General features: G+C 39.9%; 16 protein-coding genes. 13 read left to right on the top strand and 3 right to left on the bottom strand.

Features of this window, described 5'->3' with window-relative positions; translation table 11 throughout:
- Window positions 1-259 precede the first annotated feature (259 nt).
- The gene (locus ACH9UM_RS05185; RefSeq protein ID WP_009242193.1) at window positions 260-1,513 is read right to left on the bottom strand and encodes an IS4 family transposase; all 1,254 of its coding nucleotides are present in this window, start codon (window positions 1,511-1,513) and stop codon (window positions 260-262) included.
- 836 nt (window positions 1,514-2,349) lie between these two features.
- On the opposite strand from ACH9UM_RS05185, the gene ACH9UM_RS05180 reads away from it, so the two are divergent.
- From ACH9UM_RS05180 to ACH9UM_RS05155, 6 genes are all read left to right on the top strand, one after another.
- Window positions 2,350-3,549 (top strand): aminotransferase class I/II-fold pyridoxal phosphate-dependent enzyme, encoded by a 1,200-nt coding sequence (locus ACH9UM_RS05180; RefSeq protein WP_022003058.1) that lies wholly within the window; start codon window positions 2,350-2,352, stop codon window positions 3,547-3,549.
- Window positions 3,546-4,082, top strand: a complete 537-nt coding sequence (locus ACH9UM_RS05175) for a hypothetical protein (protein ID WP_022003057.1) — start codon at window positions 3,546-3,548, stop codon at window positions 4,080-4,082. Before ACH9UM_RS05180 ends, ACH9UM_RS05175 begins: the two co-directional genes overlap by 4 nt.
- A 183-nt stretch (window positions 4,083-4,265) precedes the next feature.
- Complete coding sequence (locus ACH9UM_RS05170; RefSeq protein WP_022003056.1) at window positions 4,266-4,940, top strand: transglycosylase domain-containing protein; 675 nt, start codon at window positions 4,266-4,268, stop codon at window positions 4,938-4,940.
- 130 nt (window positions 4,941-5,070) lie between these two features.
- Window positions 5,071-6,438, top strand: a complete 1,368-nt coding sequence (locus ACH9UM_RS05165) for a spore germination protein (RefSeq protein WP_009242190.1) — start codon at window positions 5,071-5,073, stop codon at window positions 6,436-6,438.
- A 168-nt stretch (window positions 6,439-6,606) separates the two neighbouring features.
- Window positions 6,607-7,470 carry a DegV family protein gene (locus ACH9UM_RS05160; RefSeq protein WP_004845867.1) on the top strand — a complete coding sequence of 288 codons (864 nt, stop codon included), beginning with the start codon at window positions 6,607-6,609 and terminating at the stop codon, window positions 7,468-7,470.
- Window positions 7,471-7,644: 174 nt separating this feature from the next.
- Window positions 7,645-8,886, top strand: coding sequence for an IS256 family transposase (locus tag ACH9UM_RS05155; protein ID WP_009321026.1), 1,242 nt, complete (start codon window positions 7,645-7,647; stop codon window positions 8,884-8,886).
- A gap of 214 nt (window positions 8,887-9,100) precedes the next feature.
- Here the strand turns inward: ACH9UM_RS05155 and abc-f are convergent, their stop codons facing one another.
- Window positions 9,101-11,050, bottom strand: coding sequence for a ribosomal protection-like ABC-F family protein (gene abc-f, locus ACH9UM_RS05150; protein WP_022003055.1), 1,950 nt, complete (start codon window positions 11,048-11,050; stop codon window positions 9,101-9,103).
- Window positions 11,051-11,224: 174 nt separating this feature from the next.
- Entirely contained in the window at window positions 11,225-12,553 is a 1,329-nt protein-coding gene (locus tag ACH9UM_RS05145; protein ID WP_009321027.1) for an ISNCY family transposase, read from the bottom strand.
- Window positions 12,554-12,779: 226 nt separating this feature from the next.
- Here ACH9UM_RS05145 and ACH9UM_RS05140 point away from each other — a divergent pair, with 226 nt between their 5' ends.
- From ACH9UM_RS05140 to ACH9UM_RS05110, 7 genes are all read left to right on the top strand, one after another.
- On the top strand, window positions 12,780-13,424 hold the full coding sequence (locus ACH9UM_RS05140; RefSeq protein WP_009321095.1) for a redox-sensing transcriptional repressor Rex: 645 nt from the start codon (window positions 12,780-12,782) through the stop codon (window positions 13,422-13,424).
- Between the two features lie 74 nt (window positions 13,425-13,498).
- Complete coding sequence (locus ACH9UM_RS05135) at window positions 13,499-15,040, top strand: bifunctional ADP-dependent NAD(P)H-hydrate dehydratase/NAD(P)H-hydrate epimerase (protein WP_022003054.1); 1,542 nt, start codon at window positions 13,499-13,501, stop codon at window positions 15,038-15,040.
- 44 nt (window positions 15,041-15,084) lie between these two features.
- Window positions 15,085-16,236, top strand: coding sequence for an alanine racemase (gene alr / locus ACH9UM_RS05130; protein ID WP_009242187.1), 1,152 nt, complete (start codon window positions 15,085-15,087; stop codon window positions 16,234-16,236).
- Window positions 16,237-16,340: 104 nt separating this feature from the next.
- The gene (locus ACH9UM_RS05125; RefSeq protein WP_004847794.1) at window positions 16,341-16,685 is read left to right on the top strand and encodes a type II toxin-antitoxin system PemK/MazF family toxin; all 345 of its coding nucleotides are present in this window, start codon (window positions 16,341-16,343) and stop codon (window positions 16,683-16,685) included.
- A gap of 110 nt (window positions 16,686-16,795) precedes the next feature.
- On the top strand, window positions 16,796-17,527 hold the full coding sequence (locus ACH9UM_RS05120; protein WP_004847796.1) for a YebC/PmpR family DNA-binding transcriptional regulator: 732 nt from the start codon (window positions 16,796-16,798) through the stop codon (window positions 17,525-17,527).
- Between the two features lie 54 nt (window positions 17,528-17,581).
- Window positions 17,582-18,856, top strand: coding sequence for an O-acetylhomoserine aminocarboxypropyltransferase/cysteine synthase family protein (locus ACH9UM_RS05115; RefSeq protein WP_055159349.1), 1,275 nt, complete (start codon window positions 17,582-17,584; stop codon window positions 18,854-18,856).
- A gap of 240 nt (window positions 18,857-19,096) precedes the next feature.
- Window positions 19,097-19,804 carry a ClpP family protease gene (locus tag ACH9UM_RS05110; RefSeq protein WP_004847799.1) on the top strand — a complete coding sequence of 236 codons (708 nt, stop codon included), beginning with the start codon at window positions 19,097-19,099 and terminating at the stop codon, window positions 19,802-19,804.
- Window positions 19,805-19,847 lie beyond the last annotated feature (43 nt).

Below are 19,847 nucleotides of genomic sequence, written 5' to 3'. Positions count from 1 at the left end.
AAGTGCAATATGTCTTTAAATTTTATAACTATGGACTTTAGTCTGTTGAGCCCATTGGAGTTTTTCGTTGATCCGAAAAATGGAGATGGGCGAAACAATAAACCACCCGCTATGCGGGCAATGTTGTCAACTTAAGAGTATTTATTAAAAAAAGCTGTATGCTAATAAAGTGATTGGATTTATTGTTACAAATAATCGCATCACAAATAGGACTGCTGATTTTTTTAACAGTCCGATAGCCTTTTGGTTATGTTTTTATTTAAATACAGCTTTTCATATGGCTGTAATATCTCCGACGTGTATGTTTTCGGTATCTACCAAACTTTCTATCAGGGCGGATAATGGGACATGTTTTGGAAGCTTCTTCCACTATCCGGCATATCATCTCGTAACATATGGACAAGGGCGACCGCAAAAGGTGTACGATACAGTTTTTTATACGGTTTAATATATAACTACGGTTAGCCTGGTAAGCATGCCTATTATTGATAGACACAATGATTTTTGAATCTGATTCCGACTTTATAACCGCAACTAGATTGGATAAATACATTGCTGCAAAGAACTCCTGTTGGATACTGGCAGGCTTAATGCTGTTAAAGGCTTCTATTTCAAGCCTGTTCTTAAGTTCTCTATATTTGCTTTCAACTCCCCAACGAAACTGGTATAAATCTGGAAAGTTCTCCTTAGCTATCTGCTCGGGCATCAGATTTGTCACTAGATATTCTGTGCTGCCGTCTTCCAATAAAAAGTGAATGCTCCTTAAAGTAAGGGATTCTTTATTACAAGAAGCAGGATATGTAAACAAAGCATCTTCCTGTTCCGATATAGCTTTCTTAAACGTCTTTGGCACACGCATAAGAAACAGAATTCCTTTGGAGTTTAGATAGTGAAACATGTCTTCGGAAGGATATCCTCTGTCAAAAAGTATGATACTGTTTGGAAACCTAGGTAAAAAATCTACATGAGCTTTAGCCGATTCCCGTTCATTGTAACGATAGGGATGAAGAGAAACGTCAATCAGAATATCGTTTATTACATCATAAAGAACGGATGCGGAAGCAAGAGGCGATATGATTTTTGTCTTGTTTGGGTTACCTCCAAACACTTCATAATTCTCTTTTGATTCCGGAATCTGTATCGTACTTCCGTCAACGGCATAAATATGGAAACCATTCCAAGTGCGTAAATTTACTGGTTGAAAATAGAATTGTTTCACAGAAAGACGGAATAATTCAAGAAATGCTTTATGAGAAATACCCTGTCTTGCCTTTGAAATTGCCTGTTTTGATACAAATATTGGAAGATCAGATGGAAAATTTTCTAAAAATCGGGCATAGTTTATAGGAATGGATTTATGAACCGACTGGAGCACAAAATAAATCAAGTTAGAAAAAGAAAGCTTTCCAGAACGTGTAAAAGCATTACCTATACGATGCCTTGTCAAGAAATCTTCTGATGTAATAAGGTCATTGGAAGATTGTAAAATGGATGTTAAAAGTTTTGTATTCATAAAATCACCTCGCATTGAAAAAGTAATCAACGCAAGGCAACATTTTTTTCGCATTTTATCAAGTGCTTTTAGACATTTTTATTTTATATTTTTGATATATCTTAAGTTGACGACATTGCCCGTTGGACGGGTTGTCATGATTTTGCCAATAATAATTATACTCTAAGTCTTTCTTAAAGATCATCCGTTTTATTTTGTAGTTATGTATCTTTGTAAATATAATCCGCGCAAAGTTTATTTTTTCTCTGTCTCTTTCTGCGTGGTTTTTGGCTTTTTCTTTCAAAATACTTGACAAATTCTGTATGTAAAATTTCTTTTAGTTCTTTTGGCAGCATATCTGATTTTTAGCAGTATTTGTAGCAATGATGTTCGCATTAAATGTGTGTGGGGAAAAACAGAGTTGAATAAGTTACAGAGAGAATGGAAAGGCAGAGATGATTGAAGAGGTTGAAAGTGTGTTTTATGAGTGTCTGATTCAACTCTTGTTTGAAAAATTTGAGGAGAGGTAAGGGGATGTTTTCAGAAGGAAAGATTTTATCGGAAATATGGATTTACAAAACATCTTATTTAACATTGGAAATACCTGAGTATCAGTAAATAAAAAGCTCTATCAAAAAGAATATTAGTTAATAGTCTTCTAACAACATATTGACCATCTCGTTTCTTTTTTTAGATAGTCAGTTAAAATCTCTTTTTCAATACATTTCATGCAGGAATGTGGATACGGTAAGCGGGATTGCGCCTATCATTTACATAAAATGACAACTGTGATAGAATAGAAACAATTCGATTTGAAAATTAAAGAATGTTTTATCATATGTTAGGGGGCGTTTGTATTGGACAGCAAGCATTTTTCAACTTTGATCAATGATTTTAAGCCTGGGATTTTCGGGGCGTTAAATGAGAAGAAAGAAGAGCTTTTGAAAGAAGGAAGAAAAGTATACAATCTTTCTGTAGGAACGCCGGATTTTGAGCCTCCATTGCATGTAATGAAAGCGATGGAGGAGGCGTGCAAAGATCCGAATAATTATAAATATTCATTGGCAGATATGCCGGAATTATTGGAAGCGGTGCAGTACCGATATGAGAAACGTTTTGGGGTGCATGTAGAAAAGGATGAGATTATGTCTGTTTACGGTTCTCAGGAAGCAATGGCTCATATCGGTATGGTATTTTGTGATCCGGACAATGTGATTCTTGTTCCGAATCCGGGATATCCGATGTTTGAGATGAGCGGAATCCTCGCGAAAGCGAACGTAGAATATTATACGATTGAGGAAGAGAACGGATACCTGCCGGATCTGGATAGTATTCCCGAGGAAGTTTTAAAGAAAACGAAGTACATGATTGTTTCATATCCGCTCAATCCGGTCTGTGTATGTGCTCCGGATGAGTTTTATGAGAAATTGATTGCTTTTGCGAAAAAGAATGAGATTGTAATTCTGCATGATAATGCGTATTCAGATATTACATATGGAGACAAGCCGGGAAAATCATTCCTTTCGTTTGAAGGGGCAAAAGACGTCGGAGTAGAATTCTATTCTCTTTCTAAGTCTTATAATCTGACCGGAGCAAGAATTTCTTTTGTTGTAGGTAATAAAGAAATTATCAGTAAATTTCGTCTTTTACGGTCACAGATTGATTATGGTATTTTTTATCCGGTACAGTATGCTGCAATCGCGGCATTGATCGGACCGGACGATTTTATTGAGGAGCAGAGGCGGCAGTATGCGTCTCGCAATAAAACATTGTGTGGAGGACTTCGGAGAATCGGCTGGGATGTCAGAGACAGTCAGGGAACGATGTTTGTTTGGGCGAAGATACCGGAAGGGTATGCATCGTCTGTGGATTTTTGTATGAAGCTTATGGAGCGAACAGGCGTTATCGTTACCCCGGGAAGCGCTTTTGGAAGCAATGGAGAAGGGTATGTCAGAATGGCGCTTGTAGTAAATGAAAGTGTCATTGAGGAAATTGTAGATGTTTTGGATGCGTCTGGAATTTTCAAAAAGAACAGCATTAAGGAGTCAGATATATGAAAAGAATAGCAAGATTTGAAAAGGTAAGTTTCGGACAATTTTCAGATGGCTGGGATGATACATTTCAGGCAATAGAAAAGGGAGAAAATAAAGATCAAAGCAAAGAAACACTTAAGGAAATTTACGATCGGATCAAGCTGCCTCGACGTGCAACGGCAGGAAGTGCGGGATATGACTTTTTTGCTCCGGTTGACATTATACTGAATCCGGGAGAAACGATTAAAATTCCGACAGGCATCAGGGTTTGGATGGAACCGGAATGGGTGTTAAAATGTTATCCGAGAAGCGGACTTGGGTTTAAGTTTCGTCTGCAACTGAATAATACGGTTGGAATTATTGACAGTGATTATTATAATTCGGATAATGAAGGCCATATTTTTGCAAAACTGACAAACGACAGTAATGAAGAAAAAACAGTTCAGATCAAAGCCGGAGAGGGCTTTATGCAGGGGATTTTTGTGGAATATGGGATTACCGTTGACGATGCTGCAACTGATGTGAGAAATGGAGGATTCGGAAGCACGACAAAATAAAACACGGCTCTGACATTTAGGGCAGAGAATAAAAGTGGATCAGGGGGATGTTTTTTCGGCTTACAAAAATGTAAGAGTCTCCCGGTGAAACGTAAGCTAAAAGGATGGAAGAAAGCGGATAGATTTTATATATTGAATATGCAGCGGGGAAATGCTTTTACGAAAGAGGAGGATACGTTTCAGATGAAAATAATAAAAAGACTGCTTTCTTTTATTTTTTTATGTGTAATCATTGCAGGGGGAGTTCTTGGATATAAAGGCTATGAGGAGTATAAAAAGGCTCTGTCAGAAGAAAGTGTGAAAGAGATGGCTGCAAGAATTGAAGAGCAGCCGAATTATACGACGATAGATGAATTGCCGCAGACTTATATTGATGCTGTTTTGTCAGTGGAAGATAAACGGTTTTATGACCATTTCGGGGTCGATCCGATTGCGGTTGGAAGAGCCTTTTTTAATGATATCAAAGCGGGAGCTTATGTAGAAGGCGGCAGCACGATCACCCAGCAGCTTGCAAAAAATCAGTATTTTACGCAGGATAAGAAGATCGTACGGAAAGTGGCGGAAATGTTTATGGCGTTTAAGATCGAGTCCGAGCTTGACAAAGATACGATTTTTGAGTTGTATGTAAATTCTATTTTCTTTGGAAATGGATATTATTGCGTGGCGGATGCCTCAAACGGCTATTTTGGTAAAGTTCCGTCGGAGATGAATTTTGACGAATGTACCCTTCTTGCCGGAGTGCCGAATGCTCCGACAAACTATAATCCTACAGCCAGTCCCGAACTTGCACGGCAGAGACAGAAACAGGTCATCGAGAAAATGAAAAAAGCCGGATATCTTGAAGAATCCGTTGATTAGCATGGTAAACCGTTATAGCGTAAAAAGAAATAATATATTAAAAAGCCGATCGAATAAAAAAATAAAAAAAGGGTATTCTAACCATAGAAAATGTACTGTCGGTATCCGGCAGAAAAAAGGGGAAGTTTCTATGGTAGAAAAAAATACGAAAAAGTTAAACAGTTCATTTGAAGAAAATATAAGATATATGAATGAGATTCTTCCGGTTAAGGAAAGTTTTGATATTATCAGAAGGGAGATCATAATAGGCGGAAAGGCGTCTGTGTTCTATTACATTGATGGATTTATAAAAGATGAAGCAATGTTAAAGATCATGGACTCCTTTCTTTCTGTATCCGAACAGGATATGCCGAAAGATGCAGAAATGTTTATTCAGAAACATGTTCCTTATGTGGAAGTAGAAATCTTGGAAGATTTTGATCAGGTGATCCGCAACGTCCTTTCCGGTCCTGCCTGCCTGTTTATTGATGGATATAAGGAATGTATTGCTCTTGACTGCAGGACATATCCGGCGAGAGGAGTCGATGAACCCGATAAGGATAAATCGCTTCGCGGATCAAGAGACGGATTTGTAGAAACAATCGTATTTAACACAGCACTGATGCGGAGAAGGATTCGGGATCCGCATCTTGTCATGGAGATGACGGAGGCAGGGCAGTCTTCGCGTACAGATATTGCGATTTGTTACATGAAAGACAGAGTGGATAAGGAACTTTTACAAAACTTAAAGAAAAGGATTGAAACATTGGAATTAAATGATCTGCGGATGAATCAGCAAAGCCTTGCAGAAGCTCTTTTTAAACGAAAATGGTTTAATCCTTTTCCTAAATTTAAATATACAGAGCGTCCGGATACGGCAGCGGCATGTCTTTTTGAAGGGAAAGTTGTAATTCTTGTAGATAATTCTCCGTCGGCAATGATCCTTCCTACTTCGATTTTTGATATGATAGAGGAAGCAAATGATTATTATTTTCCGACAGTAACAGGAATGTATTTAAAGATTACAAGAACGCTGATCACAGTTGCAACGGTATTTTTTACACCATTATATTTATTATTTATGCAGAATATTGAATGGCTGCCTGAAGTGTTTCGTTTTGTAGAGGTGCAGGATACAGTAAATATTCCGCTTGTCTTTCAGTTTATTATTTTAGAATTGTCGATTGACGGACTTCGTCTGGCGGCAATGAATACCCCGACAATGTTGAGTACGCCTCTTAGCGTGATTGCGGGTATTGTGATGGGCGAATTTTCGGTACAGTCCGGTTGGTTCAACAGTGAGGTGATGCTGTACATGGCGTTTGTAGCTGTGGCAAATTATACACAGCCTAATTTTGAATTAGGATACGCGCTAAAATTTATGCGTCTTCTTCTTTTGGTTTTGACGGCATGTTTCAATCTGTATGGATTTATAATTGGGTGTATTTTGGTGTTTTGTTTCCTTGTATTTAATAAGACATTATCAGGACGAAATTATATGAATGTAAAATTAAATTGATTTTCGGTTTTTGCGGCAGACAAGTTTTTGTGTATGGAAGAACTGTTATTACAAATTTTAATTTTTGTTAAAAAATTTTGCGTAATGTCTAAAAAAATGGTATTATATGTAAATATAAGAATACAGAAATTATCTGTGTTCTGATATTTGTACAGGAGGCATGCAAAAATGAGAGATTATGTGATTACAGTAAACAGCACGGTTGATGTGCCGAAATTATGGTTGGAAGAAAGACATGTTCCGGTTGTTGCATTAAAATATACGATTGACGGAGAAACCTATACAGATATGGAAGGATTGACTGCAAAAGAGTTTTTTGAGAAACTCCGCGAGGGGAAGATGTCTGTTACTTCGCAAGTGAATCCGGAAGAGGCTATGGAAGCATTAGAACCATTTGTGAAAGAAGGAAAGGATATTTTACATCTTGGGTTTTCGTCCGGTTTAAGCGGAACTTTAAACAGTATGCGTCTTGCAGGGGAGATGTTGGAAGAAAAATATCCTGAGGCAAAAGTTATCGTAGTCGATACGCTTTGTGCCTGCATGGGAGAGGCTCTACTATTACACAAAGCGCTGCAGAAAAAGGCGGAAGGCAAGACGATAGAAGAAGTTGCAAAGTGGACAGAAGAAAATAAACTTCATATTTGCCATAATGTGACGGTGGATGATCTGAATCATCTTCATAGAGGAGGTCGTGTATCTAAAACAACGGCAGTTCTCGGAACGCTTGTCCAGATCAAACCGATCATTCATATGGATAATGAAGGAAAATTACAGGTGATCGGAAAAGAAAGAGGACGTAAAAAATCTTTGAATAAAATTGTAGATATGGCAGTAAAACAGTCAGAAGGCTGGGAGAATGATTTGATTATGATTACTCACGGAGACTGTATCGAAGATGCGGAATATGTGGCGCAACTTGTACGTGAGAAGATGGGTGTTGAAAATATTTTGATCAACAATATCGGAACAGTGATAGGAAGTCATACAGGTCCGGGTGTAGTAGCTGTGTTCTGTATGGGAAATGAAAGATAGGAATCTTATTTTTGATCTGTAAAATATTTGTGTGTTTTGTTTGGAAAACAGCAAAAAAGATGATGAAAGAGCAGGAAAGAAAGGAATGCTGCGAGAATGTGAAACTTTTTCTGTAAATAATGTTTTAGAAGGTCTTCTATGGTAAAATATTTTATCATAAGGAGGCCTTTTATTATGGCAAGAGAAAAGAAACCTGTACACAAAGTACAAATGACAGAAGGAAAACGTAACATCATTCACCAGCTCTTGAAAGAATACGATATCCAATCAGCAGAAGATATCCAGGATGCGCTGAAAGATCTTCTTGGTGGAACCATCAAAGAGATGATGGAAGCGGAAATGGATGACCACTTGGGATATGAAAAATCACAACGTTCTGATAGCGGTGATTATCGCAATGGTTATAAGCGAAAAAGAGTGAATAGTCGTTATGGTTCTATGGAGATTGAAGTTCCACAAGACAGAAAATCAACTTTTGAACCTCAAGTAGTAAAGAAACGTCAGAAAGACATTTCAGATATCGATCAGAAGATTATTTCTATGTATGCAAAAGGTATGACAACCCGGCAGATTTCAGAAACAATCGAAGATATTTATGGTTTTGAAACATCCGAAGGTTTTATATCAGATGTTACAGACAAGATTCTCCCACAAATTGAAGACTGGCAGAATCGGCCATTAGATGAAGTTTATCCAATCCTGTATATTGATGCGATTCACTATTCCGTCCGTGATAATGGAGTGATCCGGAAGCTTGCTGCGTATGTCATTCTTGGGATTAATGCGGAAGGTAAGAAAGAAGTGCTTACTATCAGTATTGGAGAAAATGAAAGTTCCAAGTATTGGCTCTCCGTCTTAAACGAATTAAAAAATCGTGGTGTAAAAGATATCCTGATCATTTGTGCAGATGGACTCACAGGTATCAAAGAAGCGATTGCGGCAGCATTTCCTAAGACAGAATATCAAAGATGTATCGTTCATCAAGTGCGAAATACCTTGAAATATGTTCCAGATAAAGACAGAAAAGCATTTGCCACAGATTTGAAAACGATATATCAGGCAGCGGATGAAAAGAAAGCTTTGGCAGCTTTGGATCGGGTAATGGAAAAATGGACTGCAAAATATCCGAATTCCATGAAACGCTGGAAGGATAACTGGGATGCTATTTCCCCAATCTTCAAGTTTTCAGCAGCGGTTAGAAAGGTCATTTATACAACAAATGCCATTGAATCTCTGAATTCCACTTATCGGAAGCTGAACCGTCAGAGAAGCGTCTTTCCAAGCGATACAGCCCTTTTAAAAGCCCTTTATCTGGCTACCTTTGAAGCTACAAAAAAATGGACTGCAACAATCCGGAACTGGGCTCAGGTTTATGGAGAGTTAAGTATCATGTATGAAGGTCGCTTGCCAGAGTAATAAAAAAAGCAGAAAAACAGGCGGATTACCCGCCTGCTGTTGACATGCAATTTTGTAACTGTTATATATAAAGCAAGGGCGAAAAGCTGATTTTGTTTAAGCCTATCGCCCATTCTTATCATAGAAGATCATATTTACAGACTTTTCTTCATAGTCTCAATGCTGCCATGGGATGCATTCCTTTCTTTCCTGCCTTTTTATCTTGTAGAATATATTATTCGGCAAGTTCTCCCCATTTTTCGTACAATTCTTCAAGACGGAGTTCGTTCTTAGTTCGCTCGGTTGAAAGTTCCTGACATTTCACGGAGTTAGAATATACTTCTTCCAATGTCATTTGAAAATCAATTTCTCCGTTTCTGTTTTCGAGAAGTGCGATTTCATCTTCTGTTTTTTTGAGTTCGCTTTTTCTCTTTCGTTCTTTTGCCTGCTGTTCTTTTTGTTCTTGCCAGCTCAATTTGGAATCTGATAAAAAAGCTCCATCGGCAGGAAGTGTTTCACTGCCGTTTTGAGAAGTGGAAACTTGCCTCTGTATCTGACTTGAGGCGTAAGTTTGCGTCAGTTCATCCTTTTTTTCGAGATAGTAGTCATAATTTCCGATATAATTTACAAAAGTCTGATTGACAAGTTCCAGTATTCTGGAAGCAGTACTGTTGATAAAGTAACGGTCATGGGAAACGTAGAGGATCGTTCCGGTGTAATTGTTCAGGGCTTCTTCAAGTATCTCCTTCGAGGCGATGTCAAGGTGGTTTGTAGGTTCGTCAAGAATTAGGAAATTTGCTTCGGAAAGCATAAGTTTTGCAAGTGATACTCTTCCTTTTTCGCCGCCGCTTAATGAATGGATTACTTGGAATACTTCATCTCCCGTAAATTGGAATGCAGCCAATGTATTTCGAATCTCTGTATTAGTAAGATGAGGGTAGTCGTCGGATATTTCCTCAAATATCGTTTTATCATCATGAAGAACATGATGTTCCTGATCGTAATAGCCGATCTGTACTTTGGCTCCGAGAGTGAAAGAGCCATTGTCGGCTTTGATCACTTGATTTAATATCTTTAGAAGCGTTGTCTTTCCTGTTCCGTTATCTCCTATGACAGCTACATGCTCCCCGCGTTTGATCTCAAAACTGACATCTTGAAAAAGGAGTTGGGTATCAAACTGTTTTGAAAGATGCTCAACTGTCAGTACATCGTTTCCGCTGACACAGTACGGTTCCAGAGAAAAATGCATTTCCCGGACTGCCTCTTGAGGTTTATCTACAATGGTGATTTTTTCTAATAATTTTTCACGGCTTTCTGCCCGGCGGATGGATTTTTCCCTATTGAAAGAGCGAAGTTTTTCGATTACTGCCTGTTGATGTTTGATTTCACGCTGCTGATTGAAATATTCTTTTAGTTTCGCATCACGGATCTGCTGTTTTTTTTCAGAGTAGGCGCGGTAATTTCCCATATACATAGAAAGAGCGCCGTTTTCAATTTCAATTACTTTTGTAACTACTCGATTCAAGAAAAAGCGATCGTGAGATACGATGAATACAGCGCCGTTATAGTTCATTAAATAAGTTTCAAGCCATGAGATCGAATTTAAATCTAAATGGTTTGTAGGCTCGTCGAGGAGCAGGATGTCGGGATCGGTAAGAAGAAGTTTCCCGAGGGCGACACGGGTTTTCTGTCCACCGGATAAAGTATCTGTTTTTTTTGAAAATTCTTCTTCGGTAAATCCAAGTCCTTTTAACACACCGATAATCTCACTTTCACACGCATATCCGTTTTGAGATTCAAATTGCGACTGAAGGCGGTTGTATGTTTCGAGACGGGCATTTAATTCCTCTCCGGATAATGATTGTAGTTCGTGTTCGATTGAGCGAAGCTGTTGTTCCATTTCGATGATGTCTGCTTTGGCAGATCGAAGTTCTTCGTAAATGGTACCGTTTGGAATCAGGTTTTGATGTTGGGCAAGATAACCGATTGAGCGGCCTTTTGCAAGGATTATTTCTCCTCCGTCAGAAGGTTCTTCTCCGATGATCATTTTGAAGATTGTTGATTTTCCGGCGCCGTTTACCCCGACAAGAGCTGCTTTTTCACGTTCCTCTATATGAAAAGATCCGGTATCGACAATGATTCGGTCTCCGAATGATTTTTTAAGATTATGACATGCAAGTATCATGATATAATTCCTCTTTCATAATAACGATTATAGTAATGGTCTGTTTTCCAATCTATTATAGCTGAATGTCCTGTAAATAAAAAGTAAAAATGTCAATAACTTATGAAAATGTCACTTTTTAATATAGAAATTTATTTGAAAAAATGTCACTTTCATAAAAGGGCTAATGCCCTTTTATGAAGCTGACTGCTGCTTCTCGAAAAATAGCTCATATAAAAATTTAAGTGACAGATTATAATCCTCCATCCACCAGATTGCTTTCCATTCATCACTGCTGTGACGCAGCTGAAGGTGTGGTTCTACTGTTTTTGACACTTTTTGGGGAACTTCTGTATTGGCATTTTTGTTCTGAGGTTTCAGATAACGGATGGTATTATAGATTCGTCCGCCGTACTCTACACGAATTCCAAAACGTGGGTTAATTAATACAGTGATCTCACGGCGGGCATTGATAATCGGAAATCCCTCATCTAGGATTTGAAAACACCGATTTTTAAACGAAAATGTCCCGGCTGCATCTGTTTTTCTCGTGTGCTTTACACAAAGGATGGAATCCAGATTCAAATCTTTTGCGGCAGAGACAAAAATAGACTCTGCTTCCGGCTCAACGGCAAACCTCTGATTGAAAAGTTCCCTGTACTCTGTTTCCAGAAAACGGTTTGCTTCTGACACAGTAGTAATCCCACGTTTTGCGAACTCAACAGGGAGCCTGCTCTGCAGTGTGACCCATAAACGTTCAATCCGCCCCTTTGCCTGAGGAGTCTTTGCGAAAATAAGGTCAATGCCCAATTCGTGCAGGGAACGTCCGAACTGGGTAAGATGGACAGTCTTGCCTGCGATTAGTTCATCAACAGTCAGCTTTCCGGTTTTAGGAGAACGGAAGATGGTATGGTTGTCAGAATAAACCGTCTGTGGGATGCCGAAATCAGAGCAGCATTGACGCATGGTTTCCAGATAACCGTAAAGGCATTCATTCTGTGTCAGGAAAAGTCCGACGACCTGCCCGGTAGCATCATCGATAGCACCATGAAGGGCGTATTTGATATTTCCCCCAAACCACTCGTAAGGCGTGGCATCGATCTGGATGAGCTGTCCGGGATGGGGCTTACGTTTGCGCCGATGTGTGCGGTGTCGGATTTTTTTCTTTTTAGGGCTTTCAAAACCAGCATTTTTTAGTATACTGGAAAGAGCAGAGTAGGAAAGTTGAATTCCGAAATCTGCAGAGAGTATATCTTTGAAATGGAGGAAGTTGGCATTAGAGAATTCTGGGCGGGAATAAATCTTAAGGACAGCTTCCTTCAATTCGTCAGAAACGGAGTGAACGGGTTTTCTACCGGTATTTTTATGAATGAGGGATTGAGCGCCAGAGGTAAGGACTCCTTTCTTTAAGCGTGTGATCTGGCGTGTGGAGAGACCCAAAAGTTCAGCAGCCTGTTGTCTGGAAATAGACTTGTCAATGAAACGGTTGATGACAGTCAGCGTTTTCAGTTGTTCTTGTGACAATGTAATTTTACCTTCTTTCATAGCTTTAATAGAATACCAAAAAGAGACAAAACCTCAAGTGAATCTTAAGGAGACATTATCACAAGTTAATAACATAAATAAAAAGTAAAAATTGACATAATATTAACTATTTTATATAATGGAACGGAAGTGTCGGTACGTCCGACGTGTGAAACAATATAGATACAAGCGCGAGTATAGACGGCGCGGTGGAAAGGTGATAAACGTGGAGCGTAGAAAAATATCCAGAGCGGTAATTTCAAGACTGCCGAGATATTATCGGTATTTGGGAGATCTGCTTGAAATCGGGGTCGAGAGGATCTCTTCCAATGATCTGAGTAAGAAGATGAATGTAACGGCGTCTCAGATTCGTCAAGATTTAAACAATTTCGGCGGATTCGGACAGCAGGGGTATGGATATAATGTGAAGTATCTTTATACAGAGATCGGCAAGATATTGGGACTTGATAAAACGCATAATTTTATTATTATCGGAGCGGGAAATTTGGGACAGGCGCTCGCAAATTATGCTTCTTTTGAGAGGAGCGGCTTTGTTTTGAAAAGTCTGTTCGATGTAAATCCACGTTTTGAGGGAATGGCAATTCGGGGAATCGAAGTGCGCATGATGGATGAACTGGTAGATTTTTTGAAAAATAATGACATAGAGATCGCCGCACTGACGATTCCGAAGTCAAAAGCGATTGAAGTTGCGGATCTTCTCGTTGCGAATGGAATCAAGGCTATATGGAATTTTGCACATACAGATTTAAACCTTCCGAAAGATGTGATTGTGGAAAGTGTACATCTTTCAGACAGTCTTATGAAATTGTCTTATAATATCAGTCAGCGAGAAGGCGGACAGAAAAAATAGATACTTGAAGACAGAACCCCGCAGGAAACTGCGGGCGTTCCCATTTAAACAGCATAATAAAGGCGGTGAGATCAATGAGATATCTTCCCAATGGAGCGCAGATGAAAGCGGCAGATACATATACGATTGAAAAAGTAGGGATTCCGTCACTCGTATTGATGGAAAGGGCTGCGCTTGAAACAGTTAGAGTTTTGAAAGACAGAGGAGTAGATTTTTCAGATACACTTGTTGTATGTGGAAGCGGAAATAACGGCGGAGACGGATTTGCGGCTGCACGTATATTGAAGGAATATGGTTTTTGTGCAGAAGTATTATTTGTAGGGCAAGATGCGTCTATGAGCGAGGAATGCCGGACGCAGAAGCAAATTGCAGAACGGCTGGGCATTTCTGTGTTCACAGATTTTCCTAAAAAGGAATATACTGTTATAATTGACGCTGTGTTTGGCGTAGGATTGAGCAGGGCTATTGAGGGCAGGTACCATACTGTAATTGAATGGATGAATGATAAGAAGTGTGAAAAAGCAGCGATCGACATTCCATCCGGCATATGTGCGGAGAGCGGCAGAGTTTTGGGAATTGCATTTCGTGCAGATATTACAGTTTCTATGGAGTGTGTGAAGTTGGGATGCGAATTATTTCCGGGGAAACTGTATGCCGGGGAAACAGTATCAGTTCCGATCGGAATCGATCTTTCTTTTTTTGAAAAAAACAAAGATGTATGTATTACATATGATCCGGAAGATATTCCTTTGCTTTTGCCAAAACGAGCAGCGGATTCTCACAAAGGAGATTATGGAAAAATTTTAATGATTACCGGGAGTAAAGGAATGGCGGGCGCCGCGTATTTGTCGGCAAAGGCCGCATATGCGGTCGGCGCCGGACTTGTTCAGATTTATACGGCGGAAGAAAACAGGACTGTTTTACAGGAATTGCTCCCTGAAGCAATTATATCGTGCTATAACGAAACGGCCGGAAAGCCTGATGATAAAGAACTGGAAAAATTGATTCAATGGGCAGATGTTATATGCATCGGATGCGGACTTGGAACAAGTGTGTTTGCGAGCCGGCTTTTGAAAAAGACGATGGAAATATTAAGAGAAAATGGCAGTGAAGAAGAAAAACTCCGATCTTGTCCGTGTATTATCGATGCAGACGGACTAAATCTTCTCAGTATGGATATGGAACAGTTGCAGGGAGTTCCCAATGTGATTTTGACTCCGCATATGAAAGAAATGTCAAGATTGATCAATAAAGAGATCCCTCAGATTGCAGAACGTCGTTTTTCTGTCGTGAAAGAATTTACGGAACAATATCAGGTTGTATGTGCGTTAAAAGACAGCAGAACTGTCGTTATGAAGGAAGGACATCATCCTTTTTTGAATCTCGCGGGAAACAGCGCCATGGCAAAAGCAGGATCGGGGGATGTTCTTGCCGGAATGATCTCAGGGCTTGCTGCTCAGAAAACAGATATTTTCGACGCTGTATCGGCAGGGGTATATTTTCATGCATGCGGCGGAGATGAAGCAAGAAAAAAGAAAGGGAGTTACAGTGTTTTAGCAAGAGATCTGATCGATGGGATAGGGCAATGTTTGAAGAATGCGGAAGAAAGGCTTTGACAGATCAAAAAGAGAAACAGATGAGTGATATAAGGAGTAAGGACATGGATCAACATAATCGGGTATGCGCGCAGATTGATCTGGACGCAATCGCTTATAATATGGAACAGATGAAAGATCAAATCGGAAAAGAGGCGCGTCTGATCGCTGTAATCAAGACGGACGGATATGGGCATGGCGCTGTTCCGATTGCGCGGATGTTTGAAACATTTTCATATGTATGGGGGTATGCCGTCGCCTGTATTGAAGAAGCGGTGTCTCTTCGGAAAGAAGGAATTAAAAAACCGATCCTTGTACTTGGCTGTGTTTTTCCGGATCAATATGAAACGATGATAAAAAACGAGATCCGTGCGGCTGTCTACACAAAAGAGATGGCGGAAGGGATGTCAGACGAAGCGGTTCGCCAGGGGAAAAATGCTTATTTCCACATTAAGATCGATACCGGAATGGGACGGATAGGATTTCCTGTAAATAGCGAAAGTGTAAATTTGATCGAGGAGATCAGTAAACTTCCGAATATACATATGGAAGGGTTATTTACTCATTTTGCCAAAGCAGATGAAAAAGAAAAATCATATACGTTAAAGCAGCATGAACGTTTTTTGTGGATGAAGGAACAGTTGGAAAAACGGAATGTAGATATTACGTATTATGACTGTGATAACAGCGCCGGAATCATTGATTTTCCTAATTTGAAGCATGATCTTGCAAGAGCAGGCATTTCTACATATGGAATGTATCCGTCAGACGAAGTGCAAAAGAGCAATGTTCATCTGAAACCGGCTCTTTCATTGATCAGTCATATTACATTTGTGAAAGAAGTAGAGGCAGGAACACCGATTAGCTACGGGGGAACATTTGTTGCTCCGGAAAAGATGAAAATTGCCACGATCCCGGTCGGATACGGAGACGGATATCCACGTTCTCTTTCTAATAAAGGCAGTGTGCTTATCAGAGGAAAGCGGGCAAAAATCGTAGGAAGAGTATGTATGGACCAGTTCATGGTAGATGTGACCGATATACCGGGGGCGGCATTTATGGATCGGGTTGTTTTGATCGGAAAAGACGGAAAAGATGAAATAACAGTAGAGGAATTGTCAAAATTAAGCGGAAGATTTAACTATGAATTTGTCTGTTGTCTCGGAAAACGGATTCCGAGGGTTTACACAGGCGGTGATTTTGATCTGATGAAGTAATTGTTTGGTGAATACATCCGATGACAAAGGGAATACTGATAAATGAACATGACCGGGAGGTTATGAGGAGAATATTAGTATGAAATCGGAGAGTGAAAAATTTGATGATCAGACGCGGAGACATTTTTTATGCCGACTTAAGTCCTGTTGTCGGTTCGGAACAGGGAGGGGTAAGACCTGTTCTTGTCATACAGAATAATGTCGGAAACAGACATAGTCCGACTGTGATCTGTGCGGCGATTACATCAAAGATGAATAAGGCGAAGCTGCCGACTCATATAGAGATCAGTACAAGAGATTATAAAATCGTAAAAAATTCTGTTATATTGCTAGAACAGATTCGTACGATCGATAAGCAGCGGCTGAAAGAATATGTCTGTCATATAGACAGTGCAATGATGCAGAAAGTAGATAAAGCAATAAGGATCAGTCTTGAAATTGCTACATAGACTGTTCTGACTTCTTTACAGAAGATCAAAAGAGTGATAAAATTGTAAAGCGAAATGTGCGGTTGAGCGAAACGGACTGTACAAGAGAAAAAGAAGAGGAGAAAATTTATATGTCTGGACATTCAAAGTTTGCAAATATTAAACATAAGAAAGAAAAAAACGATGCGGCTAAGGGAAAGATTTTTACAAAGATCGGAAGAGAACTTGCTGTGGCGGTAAAAGAAGGCGGCGGACCGGATCCGGCAAATAACAGTCGTTTGCGCGATGTTATTGCAAAGGCAAAGTCGAATAATATGCCGAATGATACGATCGAGAGAAATATTAAAAAAGCAGCAGGCGAAGGAGCGGGCGATAATTACGAGCATATTACATATGAAGGATATGGTCCGAACGGAACGGCAATCATCGTAAAAACATTGACAGATAATAAAAACCGGACAGCTTCAAATGTACGCAACGCGTTTACAAAAGGAAGTGGAAACGTAGGCACGCCAGGTTGTGTATCATTTATGTTTGATGAGAAAGGCCAGATTTTTGTGGCAAAAGAAGACTGCAGCATGGATGCGGATGAACTGATGATGCTTGCACTGGATGCGGGAGCGGAAGATTTCGCGGAAGAAGAGGAAAGTTTTGAAATTTTGACAGATCCGGCTGCATTTAGTGAAGTGCGTCTGAAATTAGAAGAGGCGGGAATTGTAATGGCAGGAGCGGAAGTTACGATGATCCCTCAGACTTATGTCGATTTGACAAGTGAAGAGGATATTAAAAATATCCAGAAAACATTAGATCTTCTCGAAGAAGACGATGATGTCCAGGACGTATATCATAACTGGAATGAATAGGCGATTCAGGGAATGCAGGCATACAAACAGGAAAAACGCAGGAGGACAAAGAAGATGAGCGATTACAGAATCGAAACAAAATGTATACAGTCGGGATATGAACCCGGAAACGGAGAAGCAAGAGTACTTCCGATTTATCAGAGCACTACATTTCGTTATACGAGCAGCGAGCAGATGGGAAGACTGTTTGATCTTGAAGAGTCGGGATATTTTTATACGCGTCTTCAAAATCCGACGAACGATGCGGTTGCTGCCAAAATATGCGATCTTGAAGGCGGATATGCGGGGATGCTGACATCTTCCGGACAAGCGGCGAATTTCTATGCAATTATGAACATTGCGGAACAGGGAGACCATATCGTATGCGCGTCGGCTTTGTATGGCGGTACATATAATCTTTATGCTCATACAATTAAAAAAATGGGCGTAGATGCTACATTTGTAGATCCGGATTGTTCTGAGGAAGAACTGGAGGCTGCATTTAGAGAAAACACAAAAGCGGTGTTTGGAGAGTCGATTGCCAATCCGGCTCTTGTTGTTCTTGATTTTCAAAAATTTGCAAGTGCGGCGCACAGACACGAAGTTCCGTTTATTGTGGATAATACGTTTGCAACACCGATTAACTGCCGTCCGTTTGAGTGGGGAGCAGATATTGTTACCCACTCTACAACAAAATATATGGATGGCCATGCGGCGTGTGTCGGAGGTGCGATCATTGACAGTGGCAATTTTGACTGGAATGCCCATGCAGATAAATTTCCGGGACTTACGACACCGGATAAGACATATCACGGAATTGTATATACAGAAAAATTCGGAAAAGGCGCTTATATTACAAAGGCAACAGCTCAGCTTATGAGAGACCTTGGTTCCATTCAGGCGCCGCAAAATGCATTTTTGCTGAATATCGGACTTGAAACGCTTCACTTAAGAGTGCCAAGACATTGTGAGAATGCGTTGAAAGTTGCAAAGTATTTGAAAGGACATGATAAAGTAGCTTGGGTAAGTTATCCGTCGTTGGAAGGAGATAAGTATTATGATCTGGCACAGAAATATATGCCAAACGGTACGTGCGGAGTGCTGACATTCGGTCTGAAAGGCGGAAGAGAAGCAGCTGTGGAAATGATGGATAAATTGAAAATGGTAGCAATCGTAACCCATGTGGCGGACGCAAGAAGCTGTGTGCTTCACCCGGCAAGCCATACTCATCGTCAGATGAACGAGCAGGAGTTGAAAGAGGCGGGAGTTCAGCCGGATTTGATCCGTTTCAGTGTAGGAATCGAGAACGCCGAAGATATTATTGCCGATGTAGAGCAGGCATTAAAATAATTCTTAAAAAATGGTATGGATGTATACAATTTACATCTGTGCCATTTTTTGTATAGACGACGAGTGAAAGTTTGTTCCCCACCTATACTTTGGTGACTGCCTACAATTCTGAAATGTGTTTTTTGGAAAATTGTTTCCTCCAAAACTGCATAAAATATCTCGATTTTTTTCATACTGATTTTAAAGATATCGGATATCTTTTGATACGAATATTTTTTGCGGTATGAAGGAGGAGGCAAAATGGCTGAAGAGCAGCAAAAAAGAGAAGACGAAAATAACGAGATCAAAGAAATGGGAACTCTTAATATGAAAGAGAGCGGTTCGAAATACGGAATTCAATTACTGACGATCATAGGGGAAATCGAAGGTCATGACAGTGTTTCAGGAAACACGAAAGCAACGAAATACGAACATCTTCTTCCGAGACTTGCACAGATAGAAGAAGATGATGAAACAGACGGAGTTTTAATTTTATTAAATACGCTTGGAGGCGATGTGGAAGCCGGACTGGCAATAGCTGAAATGATCGCATCTTTAAGCAAGCCTACGGTGTCGCTCGTACTTGGGGGAAGTCATTCAATCGGAGGCCCGCTGGCTGTGTCGGCAGATTATTCCTTTATTGTGCCGACGGGTACGATGATCGTTCATCCTGTGCGTTCTACCGGAATGTTTATCGGAGTGATGCAAAGTTATCGAAATATGGAAAAAACGCAGGATCGTATTACAAAATTCATTGCGTCTCATTCTAACATCACTCAGGATCGGCTTTTAGAATTAATGCTTGATTCTTCGCAGCTTGTAAAAGATGTAGGAACAATGCTTGAAGGAGAGCAGGCAGTAAAGGAAGGGATGATAGATGAGGTCGGAGGAATCAAAGAGGCTTTTGCAAAGCTTCACTCATTGATCGACAAAGAGAAAGAGAAACAAGAGAAAAATTTGATGACATGATTTTCAAATGATGATATACTAAACATAGTATGTTTAATTACCA

Source organism: Mediterraneibacter torques (assembly GCF_044591705.1).
GTDB classification, from domain to species: Bacteria; Bacillota; Clostridia; order Lachnospirales; family Lachnospiraceae; genus Mediterraneibacter; species Mediterraneibacter torques.
Note: the sequence above shows the minus strand (reverse complement) of the source record. Positions and strands in the feature narration are given on the sequence as shown.

Coding starts and splice junctions, on each gene's coding strand:
- ACH9UM_RS05185 (WP_009242193.1), bottom strand. CDS start 1,513: ATGAATACAAAACTTTTAACATCCATTTTACAATCTTCCAATGACCTT.
- ACH9UM_RS05175 (WP_022003057.1), top strand. CDS start 3,546: ATGAAAAGAATAGCAAGATTTGAAAAGGTAAGTTTCGGACAATTTTCA.
- ACH9UM_RS05170 (WP_022003056.1), top strand. CDS start 4,266: ATGAAAATAATAAAAAGACTGCTTTCTTTTATTTTTTTATGTGTAATC.
- ACH9UM_RS05165 (WP_009242190.1), top strand. CDS start 5,071: ATGGTAGAAAAAAATACGAAAAAGTTAAACAGTTCATTTGAAGAAAAT.
- ACH9UM_RS05160 (WP_004845867.1), top strand. CDS start 6,607: ATGAGAGATTATGTGATTACAGTAAACAGCACGGTTGATGTGCCGAAA.
- ACH9UM_RS05155 (WP_009321026.1), top strand. CDS start 7,645: ATGGCAAGAGAAAAGAAACCTGTACACAAAGTACAAATGACAGAAGGA.
- abc-f (WP_022003055.1), bottom strand. CDS start 11,050: ATGATACTTGCATGTCATAATCTTAAAAAATCATTCGGAGACCGAATC.
- ACH9UM_RS05135 (WP_022003054.1), top strand. CDS start 13,499: ATGAGATATCTTCCCAATGGAGCGCAGATGAAAGCGGCAGATACATAT.
- alr (WP_009242187.1), top strand. CDS start 15,085: ATGGATCAACATAATCGGGTATGCGCGCAGATTGATCTGGACGCAATC.
- ACH9UM_RS05125 (WP_004847794.1), top strand. CDS start 16,341: ATGATCAGACGCGGAGACATTTTTTATGCCGACTTAAGTCCTGTTGTC.
- ACH9UM_RS05120 (WP_004847796.1), top strand. CDS start 16,796: ATGTCTGGACATTCAAAGTTTGCAAATATTAAACATAAGAAAGAAAAA.
- ACH9UM_RS05115 (WP_055159349.1), top strand. CDS start 17,582: ATGAGCGATTACAGAATCGAAACAAAATGTATACAGTCGGGATATGAA.
- ACH9UM_RS05110 (WP_004847799.1), top strand. CDS start 19,097: ATGGCTGAAGAGCAGCAAAAAAGAGAAGACGAAAATAACGAGATCAAA.